The organism is Streptomyces sp. NPDC037290, from assembly GCF_055603245.1.
The window spans coordinates 378,658-400,758 of sequence record NZ_JBVJVZ010000007.1 but is presented as its reverse complement, the minus strand read 5'-3'; the positions used below and the strand labels follow the sequence as shown (position 1 = coordinate 400,758).

15 protein-coding genes, 1 tRNA gene and 1 riboswitch are annotated in these 22,101 nt (G+C 74.2%); of the genes, 9 read left to right on the top strand and 7 right to left on the bottom strand.

The genetic code is table 11. The features are described 5' to 3' along the window. Window positions 1–91 precede the first annotated feature (91 nt). Complete coding sequence (locus ACZ7HQ_RS26160) at window positions 92–856, top strand: TetR/AcrR family transcriptional regulator (protein ID WP_470994381.1); 765 nt, start codon at window positions 92–94, stop codon at window positions 854–856. 231 nt (window positions 857–1,087) lie between these two features. Beyond that, window positions 1,088–2,983, top strand: a complete 1,896-nt coding sequence (locus tag ACZ7HQ_RS26155; RefSeq protein ID WP_470994379.1) for a sigma-70 family RNA polymerase sigma factor — start codon at window positions 1,088–1,090, stop codon at window positions 2,981–2,983. Window positions 2,984–2,989: 6 nt separating this feature from the next. On the opposite strand, the gene ACZ7HQ_RS26150 is transcribed toward ACZ7HQ_RS26155, so the two are convergent. Together ACZ7HQ_RS26150 and ACZ7HQ_RS26145 are read right to left on the bottom strand one after the other, a co-directional pair. Continuing rightward, complete coding sequence (locus tag ACZ7HQ_RS26150) at window positions 2,990–6,331, bottom strand: AfsR/SARP family transcriptional regulator (protein ID WP_470994378.1); 3,342 nt, start codon at window positions 6,329–6,331, stop codon at window positions 2,990–2,992. 66 nt (window positions 6,332–6,397) lie between these two features. Further along, the gene (locus ACZ7HQ_RS26145; RefSeq protein ID WP_470994376.1) at window positions 6,398–8,473 is read right to left on the bottom strand and encodes an asparagine synthase-related protein; all 2,076 of its coding nucleotides are present in this window, start codon (window positions 8,471–8,473) and stop codon (window positions 6,398–6,400) included. 679 nt (window positions 8,474–9,152) lie between these two features. Here ACZ7HQ_RS26145 and ACZ7HQ_RS26140 point away from each other — a divergent pair. From ACZ7HQ_RS26140 to ACZ7HQ_RS26125, 4 genes are all read left to right on the top strand, one after another. After that, window positions 9,153–10,577, top strand: coding sequence for an MFS transporter (locus ACZ7HQ_RS26140; RefSeq protein ID WP_470994375.1), 1,425 nt, complete (start codon window positions 9,153–9,155; stop codon window positions 10,575–10,577). Between the two features lie 61 nt (window positions 10,578–10,638). Beyond that, window positions 10,639–11,895, top strand: a complete 1,257-nt coding sequence (gene lhgO, locus ACZ7HQ_RS26135) for an L-2-hydroxyglutarate oxidase (protein ID WP_470994438.1) — start codon at window positions 10,639–10,641, stop codon at window positions 11,893–11,895. A 13-nt stretch (window positions 11,896–11,908) separates the two neighbouring features. Further along, complete coding sequence (gene trmB / locus ACZ7HQ_RS26130) at window positions 11,909–12,733, top strand: tRNA (guanosine(46)-N7)-methyltransferase TrmB (RefSeq protein ID WP_470994372.1); 825 nt, start codon at window positions 11,909–11,911, stop codon at window positions 12,731–12,733. A 42-nt stretch (window positions 12,734–12,775) separates the two neighbouring features. After that, the gene (locus ACZ7HQ_RS26125) at window positions 12,776–14,068 is read left to right on the top strand and encodes a PrsW family intramembrane metalloprotease (RefSeq protein WP_470994370.1); all 1,293 of its coding nucleotides are present in this window, start codon (window positions 12,776–12,778) and stop codon (window positions 14,066–14,068) included. A gap of 98 nt (window positions 14,069–14,166) precedes the next feature. Here ACZ7HQ_RS26125 and ACZ7HQ_RS26120 read toward each other — a convergent pair whose 3' ends face one another. The 3 genes from ACZ7HQ_RS26120 to ACZ7HQ_RS26110 form a co-directional block, all read right to left on the bottom strand. Further along, window positions 14,167–15,111, bottom strand: coding sequence for an aldo/keto reductase (locus ACZ7HQ_RS26120; protein ID WP_470994368.1), 945 nt, complete (start codon window positions 15,109–15,111; stop codon window positions 14,167–14,169). Between the two features lie 79 nt (window positions 15,112–15,190). Further along, a complete protein-coding gene (locus tag ACZ7HQ_RS26115) occupies window positions 15,191–16,243 on the bottom strand; it encodes a M23 family metallopeptidase (RefSeq protein ID WP_470994366.1) in 1,053 nt (350 codons plus the stop codon). A gap of 9 nt (window positions 16,244–16,252) precedes the next feature. Next, window positions 16,253–16,430: riboswitch (cyclic di-AMP (ydaO/yuaA leader) on the bottom strand. Between the two features lie 255 nt (window positions 16,431–16,685). Further along, the gene (locus ACZ7HQ_RS26110; RefSeq protein ID WP_470994364.1) at window positions 16,686–17,867 is read right to left on the bottom strand and encodes a PP2C family protein-serine/threonine phosphatase; all 1,182 of its coding nucleotides are present in this window, start codon (window positions 17,865–17,867) and stop codon (window positions 16,686–16,688) included. Window positions 17,868–18,022: 155 nt separating this feature from the next. On the opposite strand from ACZ7HQ_RS26110, the gene ACZ7HQ_RS26105 reads away from it, so the two are divergent. After that, a tRNA-Met gene (locus ACZ7HQ_RS26105) sits at window positions 18,023–18,096 on the top strand. Between the two features lie 92 nt (window positions 18,097–18,188). Here the strand turns inward: ACZ7HQ_RS26105 and ACZ7HQ_RS26100 are convergent. Continuing rightward, entirely contained in the window at window positions 18,189–19,322 is a 1,134-nt protein-coding gene (locus tag ACZ7HQ_RS26100) for a dihydrofolate reductase family protein (RefSeq protein ID WP_470994362.1), read from the bottom strand. Window positions 19,323–19,379: 57 nt separating this feature from the next. Here ACZ7HQ_RS26100 and ACZ7HQ_RS26095 point away from each other — a divergent pair, with 57 nt between their 5' ends. Both ACZ7HQ_RS26095 and ACZ7HQ_RS26090 read left to right on the top strand, forming a co-directional pair. Continuing rightward, on the top strand, window positions 19,380–19,937 hold the full coding sequence (locus tag ACZ7HQ_RS26095; protein ID WP_470994361.1) for a MarR family winged helix-turn-helix transcriptional regulator: 558 nt from the start codon (window positions 19,380–19,382) through the stop codon (window positions 19,935–19,937). An 86-nt stretch (window positions 19,938–20,023) separates the two neighbouring features. After that, entirely contained in the window at window positions 20,024–20,659 is a 636-nt protein-coding gene (locus tag ACZ7HQ_RS26090; RefSeq protein WP_470994358.1) for a GTP cyclohydrolase II, read from the top strand. Between the two features lie 19 nt (window positions 20,660–20,678). Here the strand turns inward: ACZ7HQ_RS26090 and ACZ7HQ_RS26085 are convergent, their stop codons facing one another. After that, entirely contained in the window at window positions 20,679–22,100 is a 1,422-nt protein-coding gene (locus ACZ7HQ_RS26085; RefSeq protein WP_470994357.1) for a DHA2 family efflux MFS transporter permease subunit, read from the bottom strand. Window position 22,101 lies beyond the last annotated feature (1 nt).

Here is a 22,101-nt window from a genome sequence, read left to right as displayed (position 1 = left end):
GCGGACCCGGTCGAGACCGGCGCAAGTTCCGCGCACTCCGAGTTCAGTGGCGGGGAGTCTCCGGGGGGAGACGTCATTACCGGGGGAACACATGCATGTTCAGGGCACGCATTGGTCATCGGCAGCCGCGATCGCGTCCGGTGGCGCGGCGGTGGGCGCGGCGATGAGCGCGGCGACGGGCAACGGACGTGCCGACGGGGCGCGTACGACGCCGCTGCGGGTGGACGCACAGCGCAATCTGGAGCACGTGCTGCGTGCGGCGCGTGAGGTGTTCGGCGAGCTGGGGTACGGCGCGCCGATGGAGGACGTGGCGCGGCGCGCGCGGGTAGGGGTCGGCACGGTGTACCGGCGCTTCCCGAGCAAGGACGTGCTGGTGCGGCGGATAGCCGAGGAGGAGACGGCCCGGCTGACCGAGCAGGCGCGGGCCGCGCTCGGGCAGGAGGACGAGCCGTGGTCGGCGCTGTCCCGGTTCCTGCGGACGTCCGTGGCGTCGGGGGCGGGGCGGTTGCTGCCGCCGCAGGTGCTCGTCGGCTCCGCCCGCTCGGCCGCTTCCGCCGACGAGGCCCGGGTGCCTCAGCAGCGGGTGCAGCCGGGACCCGGGGAACTGCGGCTGGTGGCTGGGGAAAACGCCGGGGCCGCCGATGACAGCGGGGTCGGAGTGCTGCTCGACGTGGTCGGGCAGCTGGTGGAGCGGGCACGGGCGGCGGGTGCGCTGCGGCCGGACGTGTCCGTGGGGGATGTGCTGCTGGTGATCGCCACGGCGGCGCCGTCCCTGCCGGATGCCGCGCAGCAGGCGGCGGCTTCTGCCCGGCTGCTGGACATTCTGCTGGAGGGGCTTCGGTCTCGGCCGGCGTAGGGGTCGAAGAGACGGTGCGGGGGCGCGTAGTCGTCGGGCACGGGCCCGCCGCGGCTGGTCGCGCCCCTCAAGAGGGTGCGGTCCACTCGTCCGAGTGACGGTCGTACGTCTGCGCCGACCGGAGAACCCGGATGAGTGGATGCCGTGAACATGCGGGTCTCGGCCGAAAGGCGGTATGGCACCCTGAGCCGGTGACGGGTTGGGCTGGGCCGGTGCCGGGGGCTTTCCGCGATGGGCGTTGACGGGTGGGACGAGTCACGCGGTGACGACGCGGCCGCGGAGGCCGGGCCGACCCCACCCCAGGTGCCGCATCAGGGCGGGCGTCCCGGTTCCTCCGGCGGGCGCGGCGACGCGAGCGTGCCGGCCCAGCGCGAGGGCAGCGTGCTGCCACCGCCCCGGCAGCTGCCACCCGACGACGGCGAGCTGATCGAGCGGATGGGCGCCGGCGACGACTCCGCCTACGAGGAGCTGTACCGGCGCCACGCCGATGCCGTTCGGCGGTACGCCCGCACCTGCTGCCGGGACGGCCACACCGCCGACGACCTCACCGCCGAGGTCTTCGCCCGGATGCTGCAGGCGGTGCGCGGTGGATCCGGGCCCAGGCATGCCGTCCGCGCCTATCTGCTGACCTCCGTACGGCGTGTCGCCGCGCACTGGACCAGGTCCGCGCGGCGTGAGCAGCTCGTCGACGACTTCGCCACCTTCGCCCAGCAGGCCGGCCGGGGCTCGGAGGTGTCCGACGGCGGCACACTGGACCTCGGCGCCGACGTGCGCGCGATGCACGAAGCGGAGCAGTCCCTGGCCATGCGGGCCTTCCGCTCACTGCCGGAGCGCTGGCAGGCCGTGCTGTGGCACACCGAGGTGGAGGACGAGTCCCCGAGCCAGGTCGCCGTGCTGTTCGGGCTGGACGCCAACGGCACCCGGGTCCTCGCCAGCCGCGCGCGCGAGGGACTCAAGCAGGCCTATCTCCAGGCCCATGTCAGCGCCTCCCTGGCCGGCGACGAGGAGTGCGCCCGCTATGCCGACCAGCTCGGCACCTACGCCCGCCGCAAACTGCGCGTCCGCGCCGAGCGGGGCCTGCGCAAGCACCTGGAGGAATGCGCCAGGTGCCGGCTGGCGGCCGCGCAGATCGAGGAAGTAGCCGGCGGTATCCCCGGTGTCGTCCCGGTCGCGGTCATCGGCTGGTTCGGGGCCGCCGGGTACGCCAAGGCGCTCGGGCTCGTCGCCGGCGGTGCCGGGGCCGGGGCGGCGGGGGCCGCCGTCGCGGCCACCGGGTCGTCCGGCGGGTCCGGCGGCGCGGGCGGTGCCGCGGCCTCCGAGGGGCTCGGGGCGCCCCTGAAGGCGGGGATCGCGGCCGGTGTGGTCGCGGTGGCCGCCGCCGCGGTGGCGCTGGCCCTGGCGAACGACAGCCACCCGCCGGTGAAGGAGGCGGCCAAGCCCCCGCCGTCCGCGCCGATCGTGCGGCCCGAACCGCCGAAGCCGACCCCGCCGAGGAAGCAGCCCGCTCCGCAGCCGGTGGTGCGGGTGCCCGAGCCGGCCACCCCCGCACCGGCCACCCCCGCACCGGCTCCGCCCGCGAAGCCCACACCGAGGCCGGCCCCCCGGCCGACGCCCACCCCGACGCCCCCTGCGATCCCGGCGCCCCCGCCGGCGCCGAAGCCGACCCCGCCACCCCCTGTGCCGCCGGCACCCGCCGTCTACGAGCTGAGCGACCTCGACTACGACCTCACCGGTGACGGCACCCGGCCCGAGATCCGGCTCGGGGCGAGCAGCTGGGTGTGGCAGCGCTACGGCATGACGGTCGGCGGCACGCGGTACGCGCGCGGGGTGACCGTGCACGGCGAGTCCTCCGTCACCGTCGGCCTCAACCGGCGGTGCACCGCCTACGACGCACGGGCCGGCGTGGACGACATGACCCTCGGCCTGGGCAAGGTGTCCTTCGCCGTCTACGCCGACGGGGTCCGGCTGTGGCGGTCCGCGACGGTCGAGGGACACGACCCGGCCGTCCCCGTCCATGTGGACCTGACCGGGCGCAGGACGGTGCGCCTCGTCGTGCGGCCGCACGGTGACGTCTTCGACCAGGCGGCCCTCGCGGACTGGGCGGAGTCCCGGTTCACCTGCCGGTAGCCGTCCTCAGCCGCGCTCGACGACCGCTTCCGGCGCGCCCAGCTCCCGCAGCACAGCGGTCACGTCGAGGGACGCGCCGTGAGCGCGCTCGGCCGCGTACCGCTCGGCGGGCAGGGCCGCACGGGCCTTGGCCTGTACCCGGACGGCCTCGCTGCACTCCGGCTCGGGACGCGGACTGCCGTCGCGCCAGCTGTCCGCCGCCGCGAACAGCCGGACCGCACCGGCCAGATCACCGCACCGGGCCCGCAGCCTTGCCGCGCTGTCCACCAGCACCGCCGTGATCGCCTCCGAGCAGCGCTGGGCCACGGCCTCGCGCAGCGCCTCGGCGAGGATCGGCAGCCCGTGCTCGGGGCCCTCGTCCTCGGCGGTGACGAGCGCCTCGACGGTGCGCAGGCCGGCCACGAACTGCGGTGGCGGGCTGCCGCCGCGGGTCACCGCGCACGTCGCCTCGTACAGCTCGCGGGCACGGTCGGTCTGCCCCTCGTGCAGGGCGATGTGGGCGCGCAGCAGCAGTACAAAGGCACGCGACTCCGGCACCGCGTACCGGTCCGCGGCCGCTCCCGCCTCGTCCAGGGCGGCCAGCGCGGTCTTCGGGTCGCCGGAGCGGTGGGCGATCTCGGCGAGCCGGGCCATCAGGAACGGCGACTCGGCGTAGGCGCCCACCTCGTAGGCCAGGCGCAGTGCCTCCTCGTACTCGCCGCGCGCGTCGGCGAACCTGCCGCGGGCCATGGCCGCCTCGCCGGCCGCGCTGCACACCTGGGCCCGCATCCAGCGGTCCCCCACGCGCCAGCTGAGCGTCCGCAGCTCGGCCAGGTCCTCGTCCACGCCGCGCAGGTTGCCCGGGGAGTCGACGACCATGTGGGTGCGGTACATCAGGCAGACGCCGATCTCCCAGTCACCGCCGTGCACGCGGGAGTTGGCGACGGCCGCGGTCATGTCCGGGCCGACGTCCACCGAGCCGCCCAGGTAGTAGGCGGTCAGCGGCCACACGATGCCCGGGAGCCGGGCCGCCGCGGGGCCACCGTGCTCGTAGGCGGCGCGGACGCGCGCGACGTACTCCGGGGCGCGCGGGTCGGCCGCGAGGTGCTCGGTGCTCGATTCGGAGGTCAGGAACAGGTCGAGCATCCGCAGGTCCATCCGCAGCTCCCGCAGCGGATGCCCGGCCTCGCCGTCGGGCGCGGCGACGAGGGCGCCCACCGGGTCGGCCGACTCCACCAGCTCCGTCAGCGCCTCCGGGGCGCCGGCGGCGTCCGAAGGCGGTCCGCAGGCCCGCGTGGCCGCGCGGGTGTCCAGGGCCACGCCCAGGCGCAGGACCAGCCGGACCCAGGCCACCGCCTCCTGACGGTGGTTGCGCAGCCACCAGAACCAGCCGATCGCCCGGACGATCGCGCCCGCCTCCGCCTCGTCGCCGTCGCGCACGGAGCGGTCCAGGGCCGCCCGGATGTTGTCCAGCTCGGTCTCCAGCCGGGAGATCCAGGGCAGTTGGTCCGCCGACCGCAGACGCGGCTCGGCCTCCTCAACCAGGGCCCGCACCCACGCGCGGTGCCGGCGCTCGGCGGTGGCGCGCAGGCCGGGGACCTCGGCCGTGCGCTCGGTGGCGTACTCGTGGATGGTCTCCAGCATGCGGTAGCGCATGCCGCCGGAGCCGTCGGGGCCGCTGGGGGCGGCCACGACGAGGGACTTGTCCACGAGGGCGCCGATCAGGTCGGCCGCCGGGCCGGTGCACACGGCCTCGGCCGCCGCGAGGTCCCAGCCGCCGGCGAACACCGAGACCTCGCGCAGCACCGTGCGTTCGCGCTCGTCCAGCAGGTCCCAGGACCAGTCGACGACCGCGCGCAGGGTCTGCTGGCGGGGCAGGACCGTGCGGCTTCCGGAGGTGAGCAGGCGGAAGCGGTCGTCGAGCCGGTCGGCGATCTGCCGCGGGGTCAGCAGCCTGAGCCGGGCGGCGGCCAGCTCGATGGCGAGCGGCAGCCCGTCCAGGCGGCGGCAGATCTCCGCCACGGCCCCGGTGTCGGCGAGCACCACGTCGGCGTCGGGACGGACGGCCCCCGCGCGCTCGGCGAACAGGCGGTGCGCCTGCTCCGGGACGAGGGGCTCGACCGGGCGCACCGACTCACCGGGGACGCCCAGGGGTTCACGGCTGGTCGCGAGGATCGTGAGCCCCGGGCAGTGGGTGAGGAGGGTCTCGGCGAGGGCGGCGGCCGCGCCGATGACGTGTTCGCAGTTGTCAAGGAGCAGGAGTTGGCTGCGCGGGGCGCAGTACTCGATCAGCAGGGCGACGGGGTCGGCCTGCGGGGTCGCCAGGTCGTTGGTCAGCAGCACGGTCTCGCGCAGACCGAGTGCGCTGACCACCGCGCCGGGCACCGCCTCCGGATGGTCGAGCGGGGCCAGCTCGACCAGCCATGCCTGCGCGAGCCCTGCGGCGGCTTCCTCGGCGAGGCGGGTCTTTCCGGAGCCGCCCGGTCCGGTGAGCGTGACCAGGCGGGCCCTGTGCACATCGGAACGAATGGCGTCGAGTTCGGGTTCCCGCCCGACGAAGGAGGTCAGCCGGGGGCGGATGTTGCCGGTGCGCTCGGGGGGCTGGGCGGAGACCGGCGGCGCCGGTGAGGTCGGCGGCTGCGGCCATGGTTCCTGCCGGGTGAGCAACGACGCGTGCAGGGCCCTGAGTTCCGGGCCCGGATCGGTGCCGAGGGTGTCGGCGAGGGTGCGGCGGGCGGACTCGTACGCGGCGAGGGCGTCGGCGGGGCGGCCGGTGTCGCGCAGGGCGCGGATGAGCAGGGCGTGCAGGGGCTCGTCCAGCGGGTGGGCCGCGGCGAGTTCCGTCAGCTCCGGTACGGCGTCCGGGGCGCGGCCGAGGTCGAGGGCGGCGGCGGCCCGGGCGCGGGTCGCCGCCAGGCGCAGGGCCTGCGGGCGGGTGGCGGCGGTGCGGTCGGGCAGGTCGGCGAGGGCGGGGCCGTACCAGAGGGCGAGGGCCTCGGTGAGGGTGCGGTGGGCGGTGGCCGGGTCGCCGGCGGTGAGGGCCTCGGTGCCGGTGCGGGTGAGGCGCTCGAAGACGAACAGGTCGACGTTGTCCTCGGTCGCCTCCAGGCGGTAGCCGCCGGGGGTGGAGCCGACGGCCTGCTTTCCGAGGGCTCGGCGGAGGCGGCCGACGAGTGCCTGGAGGGCGGCGGGGGCGTCGCTCGGGTGGTCGTCGGCCCAGATCTCGTCGATGAGGGTTTCGGGGGTGGTGGTGCGGCCCGGGCGCAGGGCCAGGGCGGTGAGGAGGGTGCGCAGGCGCCGGCCGCCGACGGGTAGGGGGGTGCCCTGGTCGTCTGCTGCTTGGGTTACGCCCAGGATTCTGTACCGCACCCGGTCATTGTCGCGGGGGGACCGGGGGTTGGGCACGGGGGTTTCGCCTCCGGCCGCCCCGGGCCCTCAGGCGCCGGAGGCCAGAGCTCCCCGGCGCGGCTGGATCCCGGAGGGCACCGCACGGGCGCGTGCCGGTGTTCCGGTCCAGCAGGTGCCCCGGCGGGACAGGAGGCGGTGGAGCCAGAGTTCGAGGGAGACGAGGTCGGCCAGCCCGTCCAGGGGGAGGGGCTCGCCGGCGGCGGCCGCGCGGAGCGCCGTGCGGACGACGCGGGCCTCCACCAGGCCGGCGTCGGCCAGGAGCGGGGTCGAGAAGAGGTCCAGCAGCGGGTCGGCCGCCACGCGCAGGCCCGCGCGTGCGGCTGCCGCCGAGGAGGCGTGCGAGGGTGCGCCCCAGCCGGACGGCAGGTCGGCGACGCCGGCGCCCTCCAGGACCGTACGGAGGATGGCGGCGCGGGCGCCGGGCTGGACGCGCAGGGCCTCCGGGAGGGCGCGGCAGGCGCGGACGACCTGGTTGTCGAGGAACGGGGCGTGCAGGCGCTGTGAGCGGATCTCGGCGGCCTGCTCCAGGACACGCAGGTCGGCGGCGTAGCGGGCGAGGGCGGCACGCGCGCGGTAGTCGCCGGGGCGCTGGACGCCGGTCGCCGAGCGGTCGGCCTCCGACTGCAGCAGAACCGATACTTCGGCCAGGGCCTCTCCGGTCAGCCAGCGGGCAGCGGGCCCGGGTCTGGCCCAGGTCAGCGCGGCCAGGGACGCGCCGACCGCCCCCTTGGGCTCGTCGAAGCGGCGCCGCATCAGCCGCTCGGACAGCACCTCCAGGCCGGTCCGGTAGGGCGTACGGGCGAGCCGGCGGGCCGCGCCGTACACGCGCGCGGGGACCATCACCGAGCCGTCCGCCTTGGCGAGCGCGGCGACCGGGCGGACCAGGTGGCGCCGTTTGCGGTCCATGAGGAGGTCGGCGAGGCGGGCCGGGTGGGCGTCCAGGACCTGGCGGGCGCCGTGGCCGGTGAAGTGGTCGGCGCTGCCGGCGGCCAGCCGGGCGCGGTGCCGGGCGGCCAGGACCAGGGAAGGGCCCGGTTCGTCGGTGAGGGGGCCGTCGAGGTCGGCGTACGGCAGGGTCTCCTCGGCGCCGGTGACCACGACGTGGTGCAGGCGCGGGTTGGCGGCGAGGGCTCCGGCGCGTTCGACCTCGGCCTCACGGCCCGCCACGGCCAGGTCGTTGAAGGTGACGGCGAGGAGCCGCTCGCCCGCGCCCGTGCCGTGGCCGAGGAGCGTGCCGGGCCTTCCGGGCAGCCCGGCGGCCAGCAGCGCGAGGGTGCCGGAGGCGGGACCGCCGGAGAGGTCGGCGCCGATGCCGGGCACGGGCATCCCGCGCCGGGCCCGCCGCTCGGCCGGGCCCATGCCGGGCACCGGCCCGGGGTCGAGGCCGGGCACGTGCCGCGGTGCCGAGAGCCGGGTGCGGACCGCCTCCACGAGGGCGTCGCGTACGGCGTCCACGGCGCGGTCGGGGTCGGCGGGGGCCGCCGCCACGGCGAGGGAGGCGACCGGCTCGTACCCGGCGATCTCGCGCGACCCCGCGCGCAGCACGAGCGCATGCCCCGGCGGAACGCGCCGCACGCCCTCGTACGGGGTGCTGTCGCGCACCGCGGCCGGTACGTCGGGGGCGGCCAGCAGGGCGGCCAGGTGGCCGAAGTCGAGGTTGGCCTCGATGAGGTCGGCGAGGGGCAGCGCGGCGGTGGCGTAGGCCGTGCCGCCGGCCCACGGGGTGTGGAAGACCGGGCGGGCGCCGGCGAGGTCGCCGCAGACGGTGATGCGACGGCCGGCCTTGACCACGGCCGTGTAGCTGCCGGGCCAGGTCGTCAGATGGCGCAGTGCGCCCCCGCGCGCGGTGAACAGACCGCGTCTCAGCTCCTCGTCGGAGGCGCCGCAGATGCCGAGGACGGCGATGTGGCTGTCCGTGTCGGCCCGCACCACGCGCACCTCGTCCGGGCGCCAGTCGCCGACGGCCCACAGCGGGTCCGGGTCGCCCCACAGGAGTTGGGAGCCGACCGGGTGCAGGGTCTCGCCGTCGTAACCGGTGGCGCCCGCGGTACCGGTTACGACGGCGCCCGCGGCGGTGCTGCTCCAACCCACCAACCACCGCATCGACGCCTCCACAGGCTGTGGACAACAGTGCACCGTATGAACCGGACCCCCATGCTGCCATGAAGGGGGCACTGTGGAGGGGCAGCGGCACCGGCTTCGATCGAGGGAACCGGCGGGGAGACGCCCTGCACGCGCGTGGCGAGTACGACTCGAATGCGCCCCCTGTACGCTCCCCCAAGACGCCCTTCGCGCCGTCAAGTTGCATGGTCGGAGCAGATGTCAACCGCGAGACGTGGGGACGATTTTCAGCCAAATACGCAGAGCGAAGCGGGAGATGAGCACGCTCCGTACAGGCCTGCGGAGCGCGCGGCGGCGCGGACACGCGCACAGTCCGGGAGGCGGGCATCGCCTCCCGGACCGGTCCGCCACCCGCGGGGATGAAGGTGGCGGTGTCCCCCAGCCCACTGGATCCAGTACAGCGGGCCGACCCACGCAAGAGCCATGGAACCGCTCCCCAGATGGCCGGAGAAGAGCGCACGGACGGGCGCACGGCCACACGCACGGGGGCACGGGGCGACAGACCGTGCACGGTGCGTACAGGACCGCACTTCCGTACGGACCACAATCCCGCCAACCGGAACAATGCCCCTTAACGCTTGGGATGCGGCGAACTACGCTGGGTTTACGAATGCCGCGTGGTTATGCCAGCACGGCAGCCGTCTGTGTCGAGGGGTGGCGCATGTCCAGGGAGCAACGCGGGCCGAACGAAAAGCTCGGCGCCGTTCTCGCCCTCGCGGGAATCAGCAACGCAGGACTCGCGCGACGCGTCAACGACCTTGGCGCACAACGCGGGTTGACTCTTCGCTACGACAAGACGTCGGTGGCGCGCTGGGTGTCCAAGGGGATGGTGCCGCAGGGCGCGGCGCCGCACCTCATCGCGGCCGCCATCGGACAGAAGCTCGGCCGCCCGGTGCCGCTCCACGAGATCGGCCTGGCGGACGCGGATCCCGCGCCGGAAGTGGGCCTCGCCTTCCCCAGAGACGTGGGACAGGCGGTGCGGTCGGCGACGGAGCTGTACCGACTCGACCTCGCCGGGCGCCGGGCCGGCTCCGGCGGCATCTGGCAGTCCCTCGCCGGATCGTTCGCAGTGAGCGCATACGCAACGCCCGCCTCACGATGGCTGATAACCCCCGCCGACAGCTCGGTAGCGCGGGAGACGAGCTCCGCCGAGGGTTCCGGCGCACCGATCAAAGTCGGCCACAGCGATGTGCGCAAGCTGCGGGAGGCCGCCGAGGACGCCCGGCGGTGGGACTCCAAGTACGGCGGCGGGGACTGGCGTTCCTCGATGGTGCCGGAGTGCCTGCGGGTGGAGGCGGCACCGCTGCTGCTCGGCTCCTACTCCGACGAGGTGGGCCGCGCCCTGTTCGGCGCCTCCGCCGAACTCACCCGGCTCGCCGGGTGGATGGCCTTCGACACCGGCCAGCAGGAGGCCGCACAGCGGTACTACATCCAGGCGCTGCGCCTCGCACGCGCGGCGGCGGACGTCCCGCTGGGCGGCTATGTGCTGGCCTCCATGTCGCTGCAGGCGACGTACCGCGGCTTCGGCGACGAGGGGGTCGATCTGGCGCAGGCCGCGCTGGAGCGGAACCGGGGACTGGCGACCGCGCGCACGATGAGTTTCTTCCGGCTGGTGGAAGCGCGGGCACACGCGCGTGCGGGAGACGCCCAGGCGGCGGGTGCGGCGCTGAAGGCCGCGGAGGGGTGGCTCGAGCGGTCCCGGGAGGGTGACAACGATCCTTCTTGGCTTGGTTTCTATGGCTATGACCGGTTCGCCGCGGATGCCGCGGAGTGCTACCGGGACCTGAAGGCGCCCCGGCAGGTGCGGCGGTTCACCGAGCAGGCGCTGTCGAAGCCGACGGAGGAGTTCGTGCGGTCGCACGGGCTGCGCCTGGTCGTCTCGGCCGTCGCAGAGCTGGAGTCCGGGAACCTGGACGCGGCGTGCGAGCAGGGGGTGCGGGCGGTCGAGGTGGCCGGGCGGATCTCGTCGGCGCGCACGACCGAGTACGTGAAGGATCTGCTGCACCGGCTGGAGCCGTACGGGGACGAGCCGCGGGTGGTGGAGCTGCGGGAGCGGGCCCGGCCGCTGCTGATGGCTCCGGCCTGAGAACGCTCACACCCGCGTTTGAGGGCGTTGTCAGTGGCGCAATGCACTATCGATGGCGGAGGTGGTGCAGGTGCGGGTCGGGGCGTACGACTGTGATGTGCTCGTGGTCGGCGGGGGGATCGTCGGGCTGTCCACGGCGTACGCGATCACCCGGGCCGCGCCGGGCACGCGGGTGACCGTGCTGGAGAAGGAGCCGGGCCCGGCCCGGCACCAGACGGGGCGCAACAGCGGGGTCATCCACAGCGGGATCTACTACCGCCCGGGCTCGCTCAAGGCGCGGTACGCGGTGCGGGGCGCCGCCGAGATGGTGAAGTTCTGCGCCGAGTACGGCATCGCGCACGCCGTCACCGGCAAGCTGATCGTCGCCACGGAGCGGGAGGAGCTGCCACGGCTGCACGCGCTCGTGCAGCGCGGCCGGGAGAACGGCATCCCGGTGCGCGAACTGGGCGCCGCCCAGATCGGTGAGTACGAGCCCGAGGTGCGCGGGCTGGCCGCCATACACGTCGGGACCACCGGCGTGTGCGACTTCGTCGGCGTCGCACGGCAGCTGGCGCGGGCCTCGGGGGCGGAGATCCGCTACGGGGCGCGGGTCGTCCGGGTCGACCGTCGGCCGGAGCGGGGCGTGGCCGTGCTGACCTCGGGCGGGGACGTCGTGCGCGCGCGCGTGCTGGTGAACTGCGCCGGGCTGTACTGCGACGAGGTGGCCCGGCTGACCGGGGACGAGCCCGGGGTGCGGATCGTGCCGTTCCGCGGGGAGTACTACGAGCTGGCGCGGCCGGAGCTGGTGCGCGGGCTGGTGTATCCGGTGCCGGATCCGGCGTTCCCGTTCCTCGGGGTCCATCTGACCCGGGGCATCGACGGCGGCGTGCACATCGGCCCCAACGCGGTGCCGGCGCTGGCCCGGGAGGGGTACGGCTGGGGGGTCGTGCGGCCCCGGGAGCTGGCCGGGACGGTGGCCTGGCCGGGCTCGTGGGCGATCGCCCGGCGGCACTGGAGATACGGCGCGGGTGAGCTGCGCCGCTCGCTGTCGAAGGGGGCGTTTCTGGAGGCGGTGCGCAGACTGTTGCCGGCGGTGGAGGGGGACGACCTGGTGCGGGCCCCTGCCGGGGTGCGGGCGCAGGCGGTGTTGCGGGACGGGACTCTGGTGGACGACTTCCTCATCCGAGAGGGGGCGCGGACCGTGCACGTGCTGAACGCGCCCTCGCCCGCGGCCACGGCCTCCCTGCCCATCGGGCGGGAGGTGGGGCGCCGGGTGCTGGACATGCTCGGGTCGCACGAGCCGGGGCAGGCGCCCGGTCCGCCGAGTGGGCGCCGGTAAAATCGGTGTCACTGTGTCTGAGTCCCTGAATCTCCCCGAAGCTCCCTCGCCGACCCCCCACACCCCCGGCGTGTCCGTCCGGCACACCCGGTCCAAGGGGGAGCCGCGGTTCCCGGACGGGCCCAAGGCCGATCCCGCCGGATCCCACTTCGAGCGGCGGATCCGGAGTTTCCAGCCGCGGCGCAGCCGGGTGACCGCCGGGCAGGCGGACGCGCTGCAGCGGCTGTGGCCCAAGTGGGGGCTCGACATCGACGGGCAGCAGGTCATCGACCTCGGCGAGCTGTTCGGGAACGACAAGCCGGTGGTGCTCGAGATCGGGTTCGGGATGGGTGAGGCCACCGCGCAGATGGCCGCCGCCGACCCGGACACCGACGTCCTCGCCGTCGACGTGCACACCCCGGGGCAGGGCAATCTGCTGGCTCTCGCCGACCGCAACGGCCTGTCCAACATCCGCGTGGGCAACGGGGACGCGATCATCCTGCTCCGCGAGATGCTCGCCCCCGACTCCCTCGCCGGACTGCGGGTGTACTTCCCGGACCCCTGGCCCAAGAAGCGGCACCACAAGCGGCGGCTGATCCAGCCCGAGTTCCTGACGCTCGCCGCGACCCGGCTGAGGCCCGGCGCGATCGTGCACTGCGCGACCGACTGGGAGCCGTACGCCGAGCAGATGCTGGAGGTGCTCACCGCGCACCCCGACTTCGAGAACACGCAGGCGGACGGCGGTTTCGCGGCCCGTCCCCCGTTCCGTCCACTGACCCGTTTCGAGGGGCAGGGTCTGGACAAGGGACACGTGGTGAACGATCTGCTCTTCCGGCGCGTACCGCACCGGGACCGATAATCCGCTCCAGCCCCTCGTCCCGCCACCGTTAGGGTCGATGCCGTGGCCACCAGTCCTGCGTTTCCGACGTACCCTCCGGGCCCCGACGGCCTTGTACCGCCCTCCCCGCACTGGTGGCAGCGCCGGTGGGTGCGGTACGGCGCACTGATCACGCTGCTGGCGCTGTCCGGGCTGGTCATCCTCGCGCTGGTGCGCAGACAGACCGGTACGGAGGGGTTTCTCGTCGGACTCGGGCTGGCCGTGCTGCCCGTGCCGTGGCTCATGGCCGCCTTCCGGTGGCTGGACCGGGTGGCACCGGGACCCTGGCGGAACCTGGTCTTCGCCTTCGCCTGGGGCGCGTGCGCGGCGGCGCTGATAGCCATCGTCGCCAACAGCTTCGCGACCAAGTGGATAGCCACCGCCACCGCGGATCCGGCGAGTGCCGACACCCTCGGCGCCACCGTGATAGCGCCGATCGTGGAGGAGTCCGCCAAGGCCGCCGCCGTGCTGCTGGTCTTCCTCTTCCGCCGGCGTGACTTCACCGGGATCGTGGACGGCGTGGTGATAGCCGGGATCACCGCCACCGGGTTCGCGTTCACCGAGAACATCCTCTACCTGGGTACGGCCTTCGGGACCGACCAGCTCACCGGCGGCAGCGGCATCGCCTCCGTCACCGCCGCCACCTTCTTCGTGCGCATCGTGATGTCCCCGTTCGCGCACCCCCTTTTCACCACCATGACCGGCCTCGGCTTCGGCGTCGCCGCCCTCTGCGCCGAGCGGCAGCGGGTCCGGCGGGTGCTGCTGCCAGTCTGCGGGCTGCTGCTCGCGATGAGCATGCACGCCTTCTGGAACGGCTCCTCCACCTTCGGCGCGTTCGGCTTCTTCGCCGTCTACGGCGGCTTCATGGTGCCCGTGTTCGCCCTGCTGACCTGGCTCGCGATCTGGACGCGGCAGCGGGAGCTGCGCACCGTGCGGGAGGAACTGCCGGCGTACGTACTGGCCGGGTGGCTCGGGCCCGCCGAGCCGTTCGCGCTCGGCTCGATGCGGGCGCGGCGGACGGCCCGTGACTACGCCCGCCACCACGCCGGCCGCCCCGCGGCGCTGGCCGTGGCGCAGTACGAGGCGTACGCGACGTCGCTGGCGTCCCTGCGGCACCGGGGGCGCAGGGGGAAGGCCGGGGCCGACTTCGTCGTACGGGAGCGGGAGCTGCTGGACGAGCTGTGGAAGCGCCGGGAGCTGGCCCGGCCGGCTCTGGAGTACGCGGCCAGGGTCTGCGTTCCGGCACCGGTGTACTGGGCTCCGCAGTTCGGGTATCCGGCGGTGCCGTACCCCGCGTACAACCCCTATCGGTCGTAGACCCGGGGGGTTGCGGAGGGTTCGGCACCACCGGAGTCCGCCGTACCACCGGAGTCCGCCGTACCACCGGTTTCGCCGTTGCGGCGGAAAGGGGTGGGCTACGCGGAGGCCTTCGTCAGGCTCGCCACTTCCTCCTCCGTCAGCTTCAGGTCCGCCACGCCCAGCAGTGCCGGGAGCTGGTCCACCGTGCGGGCCGAGGCGATCGGGGCCGTGATCGTCGGCTGGGCGGCCAGCCAGGCGAGGGCGACCGTGGCGACGGGGGCCTCGTGGGCGGCGGCGATCTCGTCCAGGGCCGCCAGGACCTTCTGGCCGCGCTCGGAGTCGGCGTACTGCTGGGCGCGGCCGGCGCGGGCGCTGTCGACCTTGGTGCCGGGGCGGTACTTGCCGGTCAGGAAGCCCGAGGCGAGGGCGAAGTAGGGCACCGCGGAGAGGCCCTCGCGGGCGGCCAGGTCCTGCAGCGGACCCTCGTAGGTGGCGCGGGAGACGAGGTTGTAGTGGGGCTGGAGGGCGACGTAGCGGGCCAGGCCCTCGCGGGCGGAGTGGTCCAGGGAGGCCCGCAGGCGCTCGGGGCTGATGTTGGAGGCGGCGATGTGCCGGACCTTGCCCGCCCTGACCAGCTCGTCCAGCGCGCCGATGATCTCCTCGACCGGCACCTCGGGCTGGTCGTAGTGGGTGTAGTAGAGGTCGATGTAGTCGGTGTCCAGGCGACGCAGGGAGGCGTCGGCGGCGGCCTTGATGTTGGCCGCGGACAGGCCCTGGTACTCGGGGTGCTGGCTGACCTTGGTGGCGATGACCACGCTGTCGCGGTTGCCGCGGGCCCTGAGCCACTTGCCGATGATCGTCTCGGACTCACCGCCCTTGTTGCCCTCGATCCAGGCGGAGTAGGCGTCGGCGGTGTCGATGAAGTTGCCGCCGGCGGCCGTGTAGGCGTCGAGGACGGCGAAGGAGGTCTCCTCGTCGGCGGTCCAGCCGAAGACGTTGCCGCCCAGGGAGAGCGGGAAGACCTCGAGGTCGGAGGAACCGAGTGTGCGCAGAGAAGTCATGCTTCACGTCAACACCGGCGGCGGATGATCGCATTCCGCCGCCGGCGCTGATTTCCCGCGTTTCACACGGGTGACACGATCAGGGGGTGAGGCCCTTGTCCCGCAGCCACGGCGCCGGGTCGATGCCTGCGGCCTGGCCGTTCGGGTGGACCTCCAGGTGCAGGTGCGGACCGGTGACGTTGCCGGTGGCACCGATGCGGCCGATGACCTCGCCGGTCGAGACCTTCTGGCCGACCGAGACGTTGATCGAGGACTGGTGGCAGAACCACAGCTCGGTGCCGTCGTCCAGGGTGAGGACCGTGCGGTAGCCGTAGGCGCCGGCCCAGCCGGCCTGGGTGATCGTGCCGCCGTGGATGGCCTTGATGAGGGTGCCGGTGGGGGCGGCGAAGTCGAGACCGGTGTGGTAGCCGGAGGACCACATGGCGCCGGGCTGTCCGAAGGTGCCGGTGATCGTGTACGAGACGACGGGCAGCTGGTACTGCTTGGCCAGCTCGGCCAGCCGCTTGGCCTCGGCCGCCTTCTTGGCGTCGGCCTCGGCCGCCTTCTTGGCGGTGGCCTCGGCCGCCTTCTTGGCGGTGGCGGCCTTGGCGGCCGCCTCCTTCTCCGCCTTGGCCGCGGCGTCGGCGGTCTGCTTCTCGGCGGCGGCGAGCGCGGCGGCGGTGGCCCTGCTGTCGGCCTTGCTCTGCTGCTGCTCGGCCTGGGCCATGATCCGGTTGCGCAGGGCCTCGCCGGCGTTGCCGCTCTCGGCGCTGTCCGTGCGCGCTCCGACGTTGCTCAGCCCGGTGCTGGTGGCCTGGTGCGCGTCGGAGGAGCCGTCGCCGAAGAGGTGCTCGACGGAGTCCAGGTCCGGCAGGGATATGGAGACCGGCGGCTTGCCGGTGTTGGCGCTGGCCATGCCGCCCGCGCCGACCGCGGCCATCACGCCGACGCCGAGGACGGTGGAGCTGCGCGCGAAGCCGCCGCGCTGCTTGGCGACGCGGTGCCGGCCGCGGACCGGGGAGACGGAGTCCTCGGTGGGGTTCCACTCCTCCCACGGGCCCTCTTCGGCGCGGTAGGAGCCGTAGCCGAAGGTGTCGGGCTCGGCCCCCGCGGGCATGAACGGGGCTTCTGGGGCAGGCGGGTTGGACGCCACTCGGGCGTGCTCCTTTCCTTCCTCCGCCTACCGGGTTAGCTGACGGGTTCGGAGCAGGAAGGTCTCCTACGCGCGTATACCGGAGGTGGACTCCGTGAGTTCACGGCGTTCCACCGCGGTATCCGCGTGATTCACCCCAGGGTTGGTGGTTCCCCGGTTCCCTTACGGGATTCGGCGCGTGCGCACGGAGCCGTCTCTTGTGACGGCTGGGACGACCGCGCTGCGTTATCGAACGTTAATAGACCTGCTGGTCACTTTCCAAGCCGTTCGGCTTGATCATTAGCGTTTTCCGCCCTGGACTTACCGGTCAGGACTGCGACAAAGCGGGCGAGTTGGTCTACGTTCAGGAGTCTCGGCGTTTTTGATGGTGACTCAGATGTTATGCGGAGGGCTGCCGTCCGATCACCCTCGGTACAGATGATCACGCGGCACAGACGAACGATCACGGGCGCCGTACGGCGAGCAGGGCCATGTCGTCCGCCATCCCGCCGCCGGAGTGCCGCCGCACCTCGTCGGCGAGCCGGTCCAGCAGGGCGCCCGGGCCGTCGAAGACACGTCCGGCGAGCCGCCGTTCGGGATCGAAGAACCGGCCGTGCGCGTCCCGGGCCTCGGACAGGCCGTCGGTGTGGAACAGCAGGGTCGCCCCGTCCGGGAAGCGCTCCTGCCGAGCCCGGTCGGGCCACGTCCCCAGGTCGCCCAGGCCGAGCGGCAGCGCGGGCGCGGCGTCGGTGAGCGCGCGCAGGGTGCCGTCGGCGTACAGCAGCAGCGGCGGCGGATGGCCCCGGTTGACGATCCTCACCACGCCGTCGCCGTGCGGGAGTTCGGCGAGGACGGCCGTGGTGAAGCCCTCGAAGGCGTCGACGCCGCCCCGCCGGGCGCCCTCGCGGGCCAGCGCCCGCTCCAGCCGCCGCGCGACCGCCTCCAGCGTGGTCTCCTGCTCGGCCGCCTCCCGGAACGCCCCGATCACCACGGCGACGGCGGCGACCGCGCCCACTCCCTTGCCGCACACGTCACCGACGACCAGCCGGACCCCGTGCGGGGTGTCCTGCACCGCGTACAGGTCGCCGCCGATGAACGCGTCCCGCCGGGCCGCCTCGTAGCAGGCGGCGATCTCGAAGCCGCCGATCCGCTCGGCGGGCTCGGGCAGCACGGCCCGCTGGGCGGCCTCGGCGATCTCCCGGGCGGAGGCGAGCCGCCGGTCGCCGCGGCGGACCACCCGGTTGATCGCGACGGCCAGCAGGGCGACCGTGGCCACGGTGACGACGTCCGTGAAGGCGGCCACCACCGGATGCTCGCCGCCCCGGGCGTGCACCGCGTACATGGCGGCCACGGCCAGGGCGCCGGTCAGGGCGGTACTGCGCAGCGAGGACAGGGGCGCGGCGACCAGCGGGGCGGCGGTGAAGAAGGGGACGGCCGTGAACTGCCTCGGGGTGAGCAGGCCGTACAGGATTCCGCCCGTGATCAGCAGGGCGGGCAGGGCGCGGGCGAGGGAGCGCGGGGTCGGCCGGCGGCTGTGCCGCACCGGGGCGGGCTCGTCGCCGGGGCCGGGGCCGGGCACGGGGTCACCGGGGAGCCGGGCGCCCGCCCTGACGTACTGGCTCTCCTCCACCTCTCCTGGGCGCACCGCTTGTCTCCCGCATGTCCGACGTAGGTCCAGCGTGGCCGCAGCCGGCCCGCCGGGCGACCGCGGTGGACCGAGCGGATGACCCTCCGGGCGCGGCCCCGGGAAAGGCGGTGTGCGTGCGGCCCTGAACATGGGGTACTCTGGAGTCACAACGACGCGGGGTGGAGCAGCTCGGTAGCTCGCTGGGCTCATAACCCAGAGGTCGCAGGTTCAAATCCTGTCCCCGCTACTGAAGACTCAGGGCCGGAAGCCAGATGGTTTCCGGCCCTGAGTGTTGTGCAGGCCGACGGCGGTGCCGCGCCCTCCGAAGAGGGCGCGGGGTCACCCCAGCAGATGCGCGTTCGGCGCCTTGGCGACGTCCTCCAGCTCCGGGAGTACGACCACCTCCGCGCCCCCCTGTGCCAGGACCCCGGCCCCGTCGGCCGCGGAGACAAAGGTGTCCGGCTCCCGCCAGGCCGTCACCACCCTCCGCACCCCCGCCCGCAGGATCAGCTCCGCACAGGGCGCCGGCCGGGAGGCCCGCCGGGCGCACGGCTCCAGGCTGCTGTACACCGTGGCGCCGGCCAGCCGGGGATCCGCCGGGTCGATCCCGGCAAGCGCGGCCTCCTCCGCGTGGACCACCGGGTCACCGCCCTCGCGCGAGTACCCGCGGGCCAGCTCGGTGCCGTCGGCGGCCACGACCACCGCACCGACGCTGAACGCCGTCGCCGAGGCCGGACACCGCGCGGCCAGCTCACAGGCGGTGCGCAGCCAGTGGCGGTCGGCTGCGGTGGGCACCTGGCCGGTGCCGGGGGCCGTGGGCTCGTAGCGCATGAGGACCACGTCCTCGATGCGGCGGGTCTCGGTGAGACGCAGCCGGCCGGCCTGGTAGGCGCCCGGGCCGAACAGGCGGGGCGCGGCCGGGTCGCCGACGAACAGTGGCGCGAGGACCAGCTGGAGCTCGTCGGCGAGGCCCTGCTGGAGCAGCTGGGTGTGGACCGTGCCACCGCCCTCGACCATCAGGCGCCGTACGCCGCGCACGTCGTGCAGGTGGCTCAGCAGGGCCCGCCAGTCGAGGTCGAGGCCGAGCGGGACGATGTCCGCGGTGCGGCCGAGGAGACGTGCGGCCCGTTCGGCGCCCTTGTCGGTCGTGCAGACGAGCTTGTCGCCGCCGGTGTGCCAGAAGTGGGCGCCGGGGTCGAGGTCGCCGGTGGCGGTGACGGTCACCTTCAGCGGGTACTCCGGCCTGCCCTCGGCCACGCGGGCCGCGCGGCGCTCGGCGGAGTTGACCAGCAGCCGGGGGTTGTCGGCGCGGATCGTGCCGGCGCCGATCAGGATCGCGTCGACCGAGGCCCGTACCGCGTCGACCCGGTCGAAGTCGGCCGGGCTGGACAGCAGGAGCCGGTCGGGGCCGGTGTCGTCCAGGTAGCCGTCGAGGGAGACGGCGGCGGACAGCAGCACATGGGGGTATGACATCGGCGCGCTCTCCCTGCAGGTCTTGGTTCAAGTTTGAAACAAACTTACACTGGCGGCATGACGACCCGCTGGCTCACTCCCGAGGAGCAGCGCGCCTGGCGCGCCTACCTGGCCGCCGCCCGGCTCCTGGACGACGCGATCGACCGGAACCTGCAGCAGACGGCCGGCATGCCACATCTGTTCTACTCCGTGCTGGCCAACCTCTCCGAAGCACCCGACCGCCGGCTGCGCATGACCGATCTCGCCGAGACGCTGAAGATCACCCGCAGCAGGCTGACGTACGCGGTCACCCGCCTGGAGCGGGACGGACTGGTGCGCCGGGAGGACTGCCGCTGGGACAGGCGCAGCAGCATCGCCGTGCTGACGGCCGACGGGATGGCCGTACTGGAGCGTACGGCGCCCGGGCACGTCGAGACCGTGCGCGCCACCCTGTTCGACCGGCTCACGCCGGAGCAGGTGGGGCAGCTGGAGGAGATCTGCGCCGGGATCGCGAGCGGGCTGCAGGGCGGCGAGGCCGAGCCCGGGGCCGAGGACGTCCCCTGGCGGCGCCGGTCGTCCTGTTCCTCGTCGGCTCCACTCCCTCCCCCTGAGTCACACAGGCAACCCGAAAAGTAATTGCTTTAAGTTTTAAGCATGGGATAGGCTCCCTGCGAACCGTTGCTTCAAATCTGAAGCACATGCCCGCACCGGGAGGGACCCGCATGCCCGACACCCCCGCCGCCACGCCGCGCGCCCGCGTCCGGGTTCCGCTGCGCTTCGACGACGGCTACAGCGTCGACGCCGAACTCGTCACCTTCCACGGTCTGGCCGACGGCCAGGAGCATGTCGCCGTCGTCCTCGGCGACCCCGGCCCCGTCCCGCTGGTGCGCCTGCACTCCGAGTGCCTGACCGGCGACGTCTTCGGCTCGGCCCGCTGCGACTGCGGACCCCAGCTGCGCGAGGCGGTCGAGCGCATCGCCGCCACCGGGGGCGTCCTGCTCTACCTGCGCCAGGAGGGGCGCGGCATCGGCCTGTACAACAAGCTCGACGCGTACGCCCTGCAGGACCAGGGCCTCGACACCTACGAGGCGAACGCCGCGCTCGGCCTGCCGGAGGACGCCCGCGACTACACGGCGGCCGCGCAGATGCTCGCCGCCCTCGGCATCGACGAGCTGGACCTGCTCTCCAACAACCCCGACAAGGCCGAGCAGCTGCGCGCGCTGGGCGTCGTCGTACGCGACCGGGTGCCGACCGGTGTCTTCACCACGCCCCACAACGTCCGCTACCTCCGCGCCAAGGTGGTCCGTACCCAGCACACCCTGCCGCTGGCGGACCTGACCGGGCTGTCCGCCGGCTGAGCCCGGCCGGGCCGGCGGGTCAGCGCCCCTGCCCCCGGCCCGGCAGGCGCAGGGCCGGCAGGGCGGCCAGGGCCAGCAGGACCGCCGCGACGGCGTACGCGGTCCGGAAACCGGCCGGGTCCATGCCCGCCGAGCCCAGCACCACCGACAGCACGGCCGTGCCGACGGAAGCGCCCAGCTGGGAGGTGATGCTCAGCGCGGTGCTCGCCGCGGGCAGCCGTTCCCCCGGCAGTTCCCGGCTCGCGGTGGTCACGGCCGGCATCAGCACCATGCCCGTGCCGACGCCCATCACCATGGCCGACGCGACCATCCGCCAGGGCGCGACCCCGGGCACCCCGCACTGCCAGGCCAGCAGCGCCATCCCGAGGGCGGCCACCGCGACGCCGGCCGGGATCAGCCGGCGCGGCGCCACCCGGTCGATCCGCCGGGCCGCGATCTGCATCGTGGTGCCGACGGCGAGACCGGCCGGCGCGCCCAGCAGCCCGCCCGCCATGGCGCTCATGCCCCGCTCCTGCTGCCAGTACAGCGGGCCGAGCAGCATCGAGCCGAAGTAGCCGCAGGTGAACAGGGCGAGCGTGCCGGCGCCCGCGGCGAAGGTACGGTCGCGCAGCAGGCGCAGATCCAGCAGCGGGGCGGCGGCGGTGAGCGCCCGCCGTACGAAGGCCGCCGCGAGGGCCGCTCCGGCGAGCGTCGGCACGAGGGCGCCGGGCGCCGTGAAGTCGCCGCGCTCACCGCCTCGGGCCAGGCCGTACAGGAGCAGGGCGAGGCCGGGCGAGAGCATCAGCAGGCCGGGGAGGTCGAGGCGGGCGGCGCTCCCCGCGGGCCCGGTCGCCGGCGCGTCCGGCGGCAGCAGGCGTAGCGCGAGGGCCAGCGCCAGGGCGCCGACGGGCAGGTTGACCAGGAAGATCCAGTGCCAGGAGGCGGCGTCGACCAGCCAGCCGCCGAGTACCGGCCCGGCGACCGGTCCGACCAGGACGGGCAGCCCGCCAACGGCCATCGCGCGGCCGAGCCGGCCGCGGTCGGCGGCGCCCATCACCATGGCCATGCCGACCGGCTGCAGCAGCCCGCCGCCGAGCCCCTGCACCGCCCGGAAGGCGATGAGGCTGCCCGCGTCCCAGGCGCACGCGGCGAGCAGCGAACCGAGGGTGAAGAGAGTGAGCGCGGTCAGATAGGTGCGCTTGGCGCCGATCCGGGCCATGGCCCAGGCGGCGGTCGGGATGACGGCGGCCAGCGCGAGCGTGTACGCCGTGGTGGCCCACTGGATGGTCGCCAGCGGGGCGCCGAAGGACCGCGAGAGCCGGCGCAGCGCGACGTTGACGATCGTCATGTCGAGCACCGCCATCACCGTGCCGATGACGGTGACGGCCAGGGTGCGGTTCAGGGCCCTGGACGGGTCCGGCACCGGGCCGGCCGGTCGCACGGCGGGCGCGGTCGTACGCATC

Coding starts and splice junctions, on each gene's coding strand:
- ACZ7HQ_RS26160 (WP_470994381.1), top strand. CDS start 92: ATGCATGTTCAGGGCACGCATTGGTCATCGGCAGCCGCGATCGCGTCC.
- ACZ7HQ_RS26100 (WP_470994362.1), bottom strand. CDS start 19,322: ATGTCATACCCCCATGTGCTGCTGTCCGCCGCCGTCTCCCTCGACGGC.
- ACZ7HQ_RS26145 (WP_470994376.1), bottom strand. CDS start 8,473: ATGCGGTGGTTGGTGGGTTGGAGCAGCACCGCCGCGGGCGCCGTCGTA.
- ACZ7HQ_RS26140 (WP_470994375.1), top strand. CDS start 9,153: ATGTCCAGGGAGCAACGCGGGCCGAACGAAAAGCTCGGCGCCGTTCTC.
- ACZ7HQ_RS26155 (WP_470994379.1), top strand. CDS start 1,088: ATGGGCGTTGACGGGTGGGACGAGTCACGCGGTGACGACGCGGCCGCG.
- ACZ7HQ_RS26090 (WP_470994358.1), top strand. CDS start 20,024: ATGCCCGACACCCCCGCCGCCACGCCGCGCGCCCGCGTCCGGGTTCCG.
- ACZ7HQ_RS26085 (WP_470994357.1), bottom strand. CDS start 22,100: ATGCGTACGACCGCGCCCGCCGTGCGACCGGCCGGCCCGGTGCCGGAC.
- ACZ7HQ_RS26120 (WP_470994368.1), bottom strand. CDS start 15,111: ATGACTTCTCTGCGCACACTCGGTTCCTCCGACCTCGAGGTCTTCCCG.
- ACZ7HQ_RS26095 (WP_470994361.1), top strand. CDS start 19,380: ATGACGACCCGCTGGCTCACTCCCGAGGAGCAGCGCGCCTGGCGCGCC.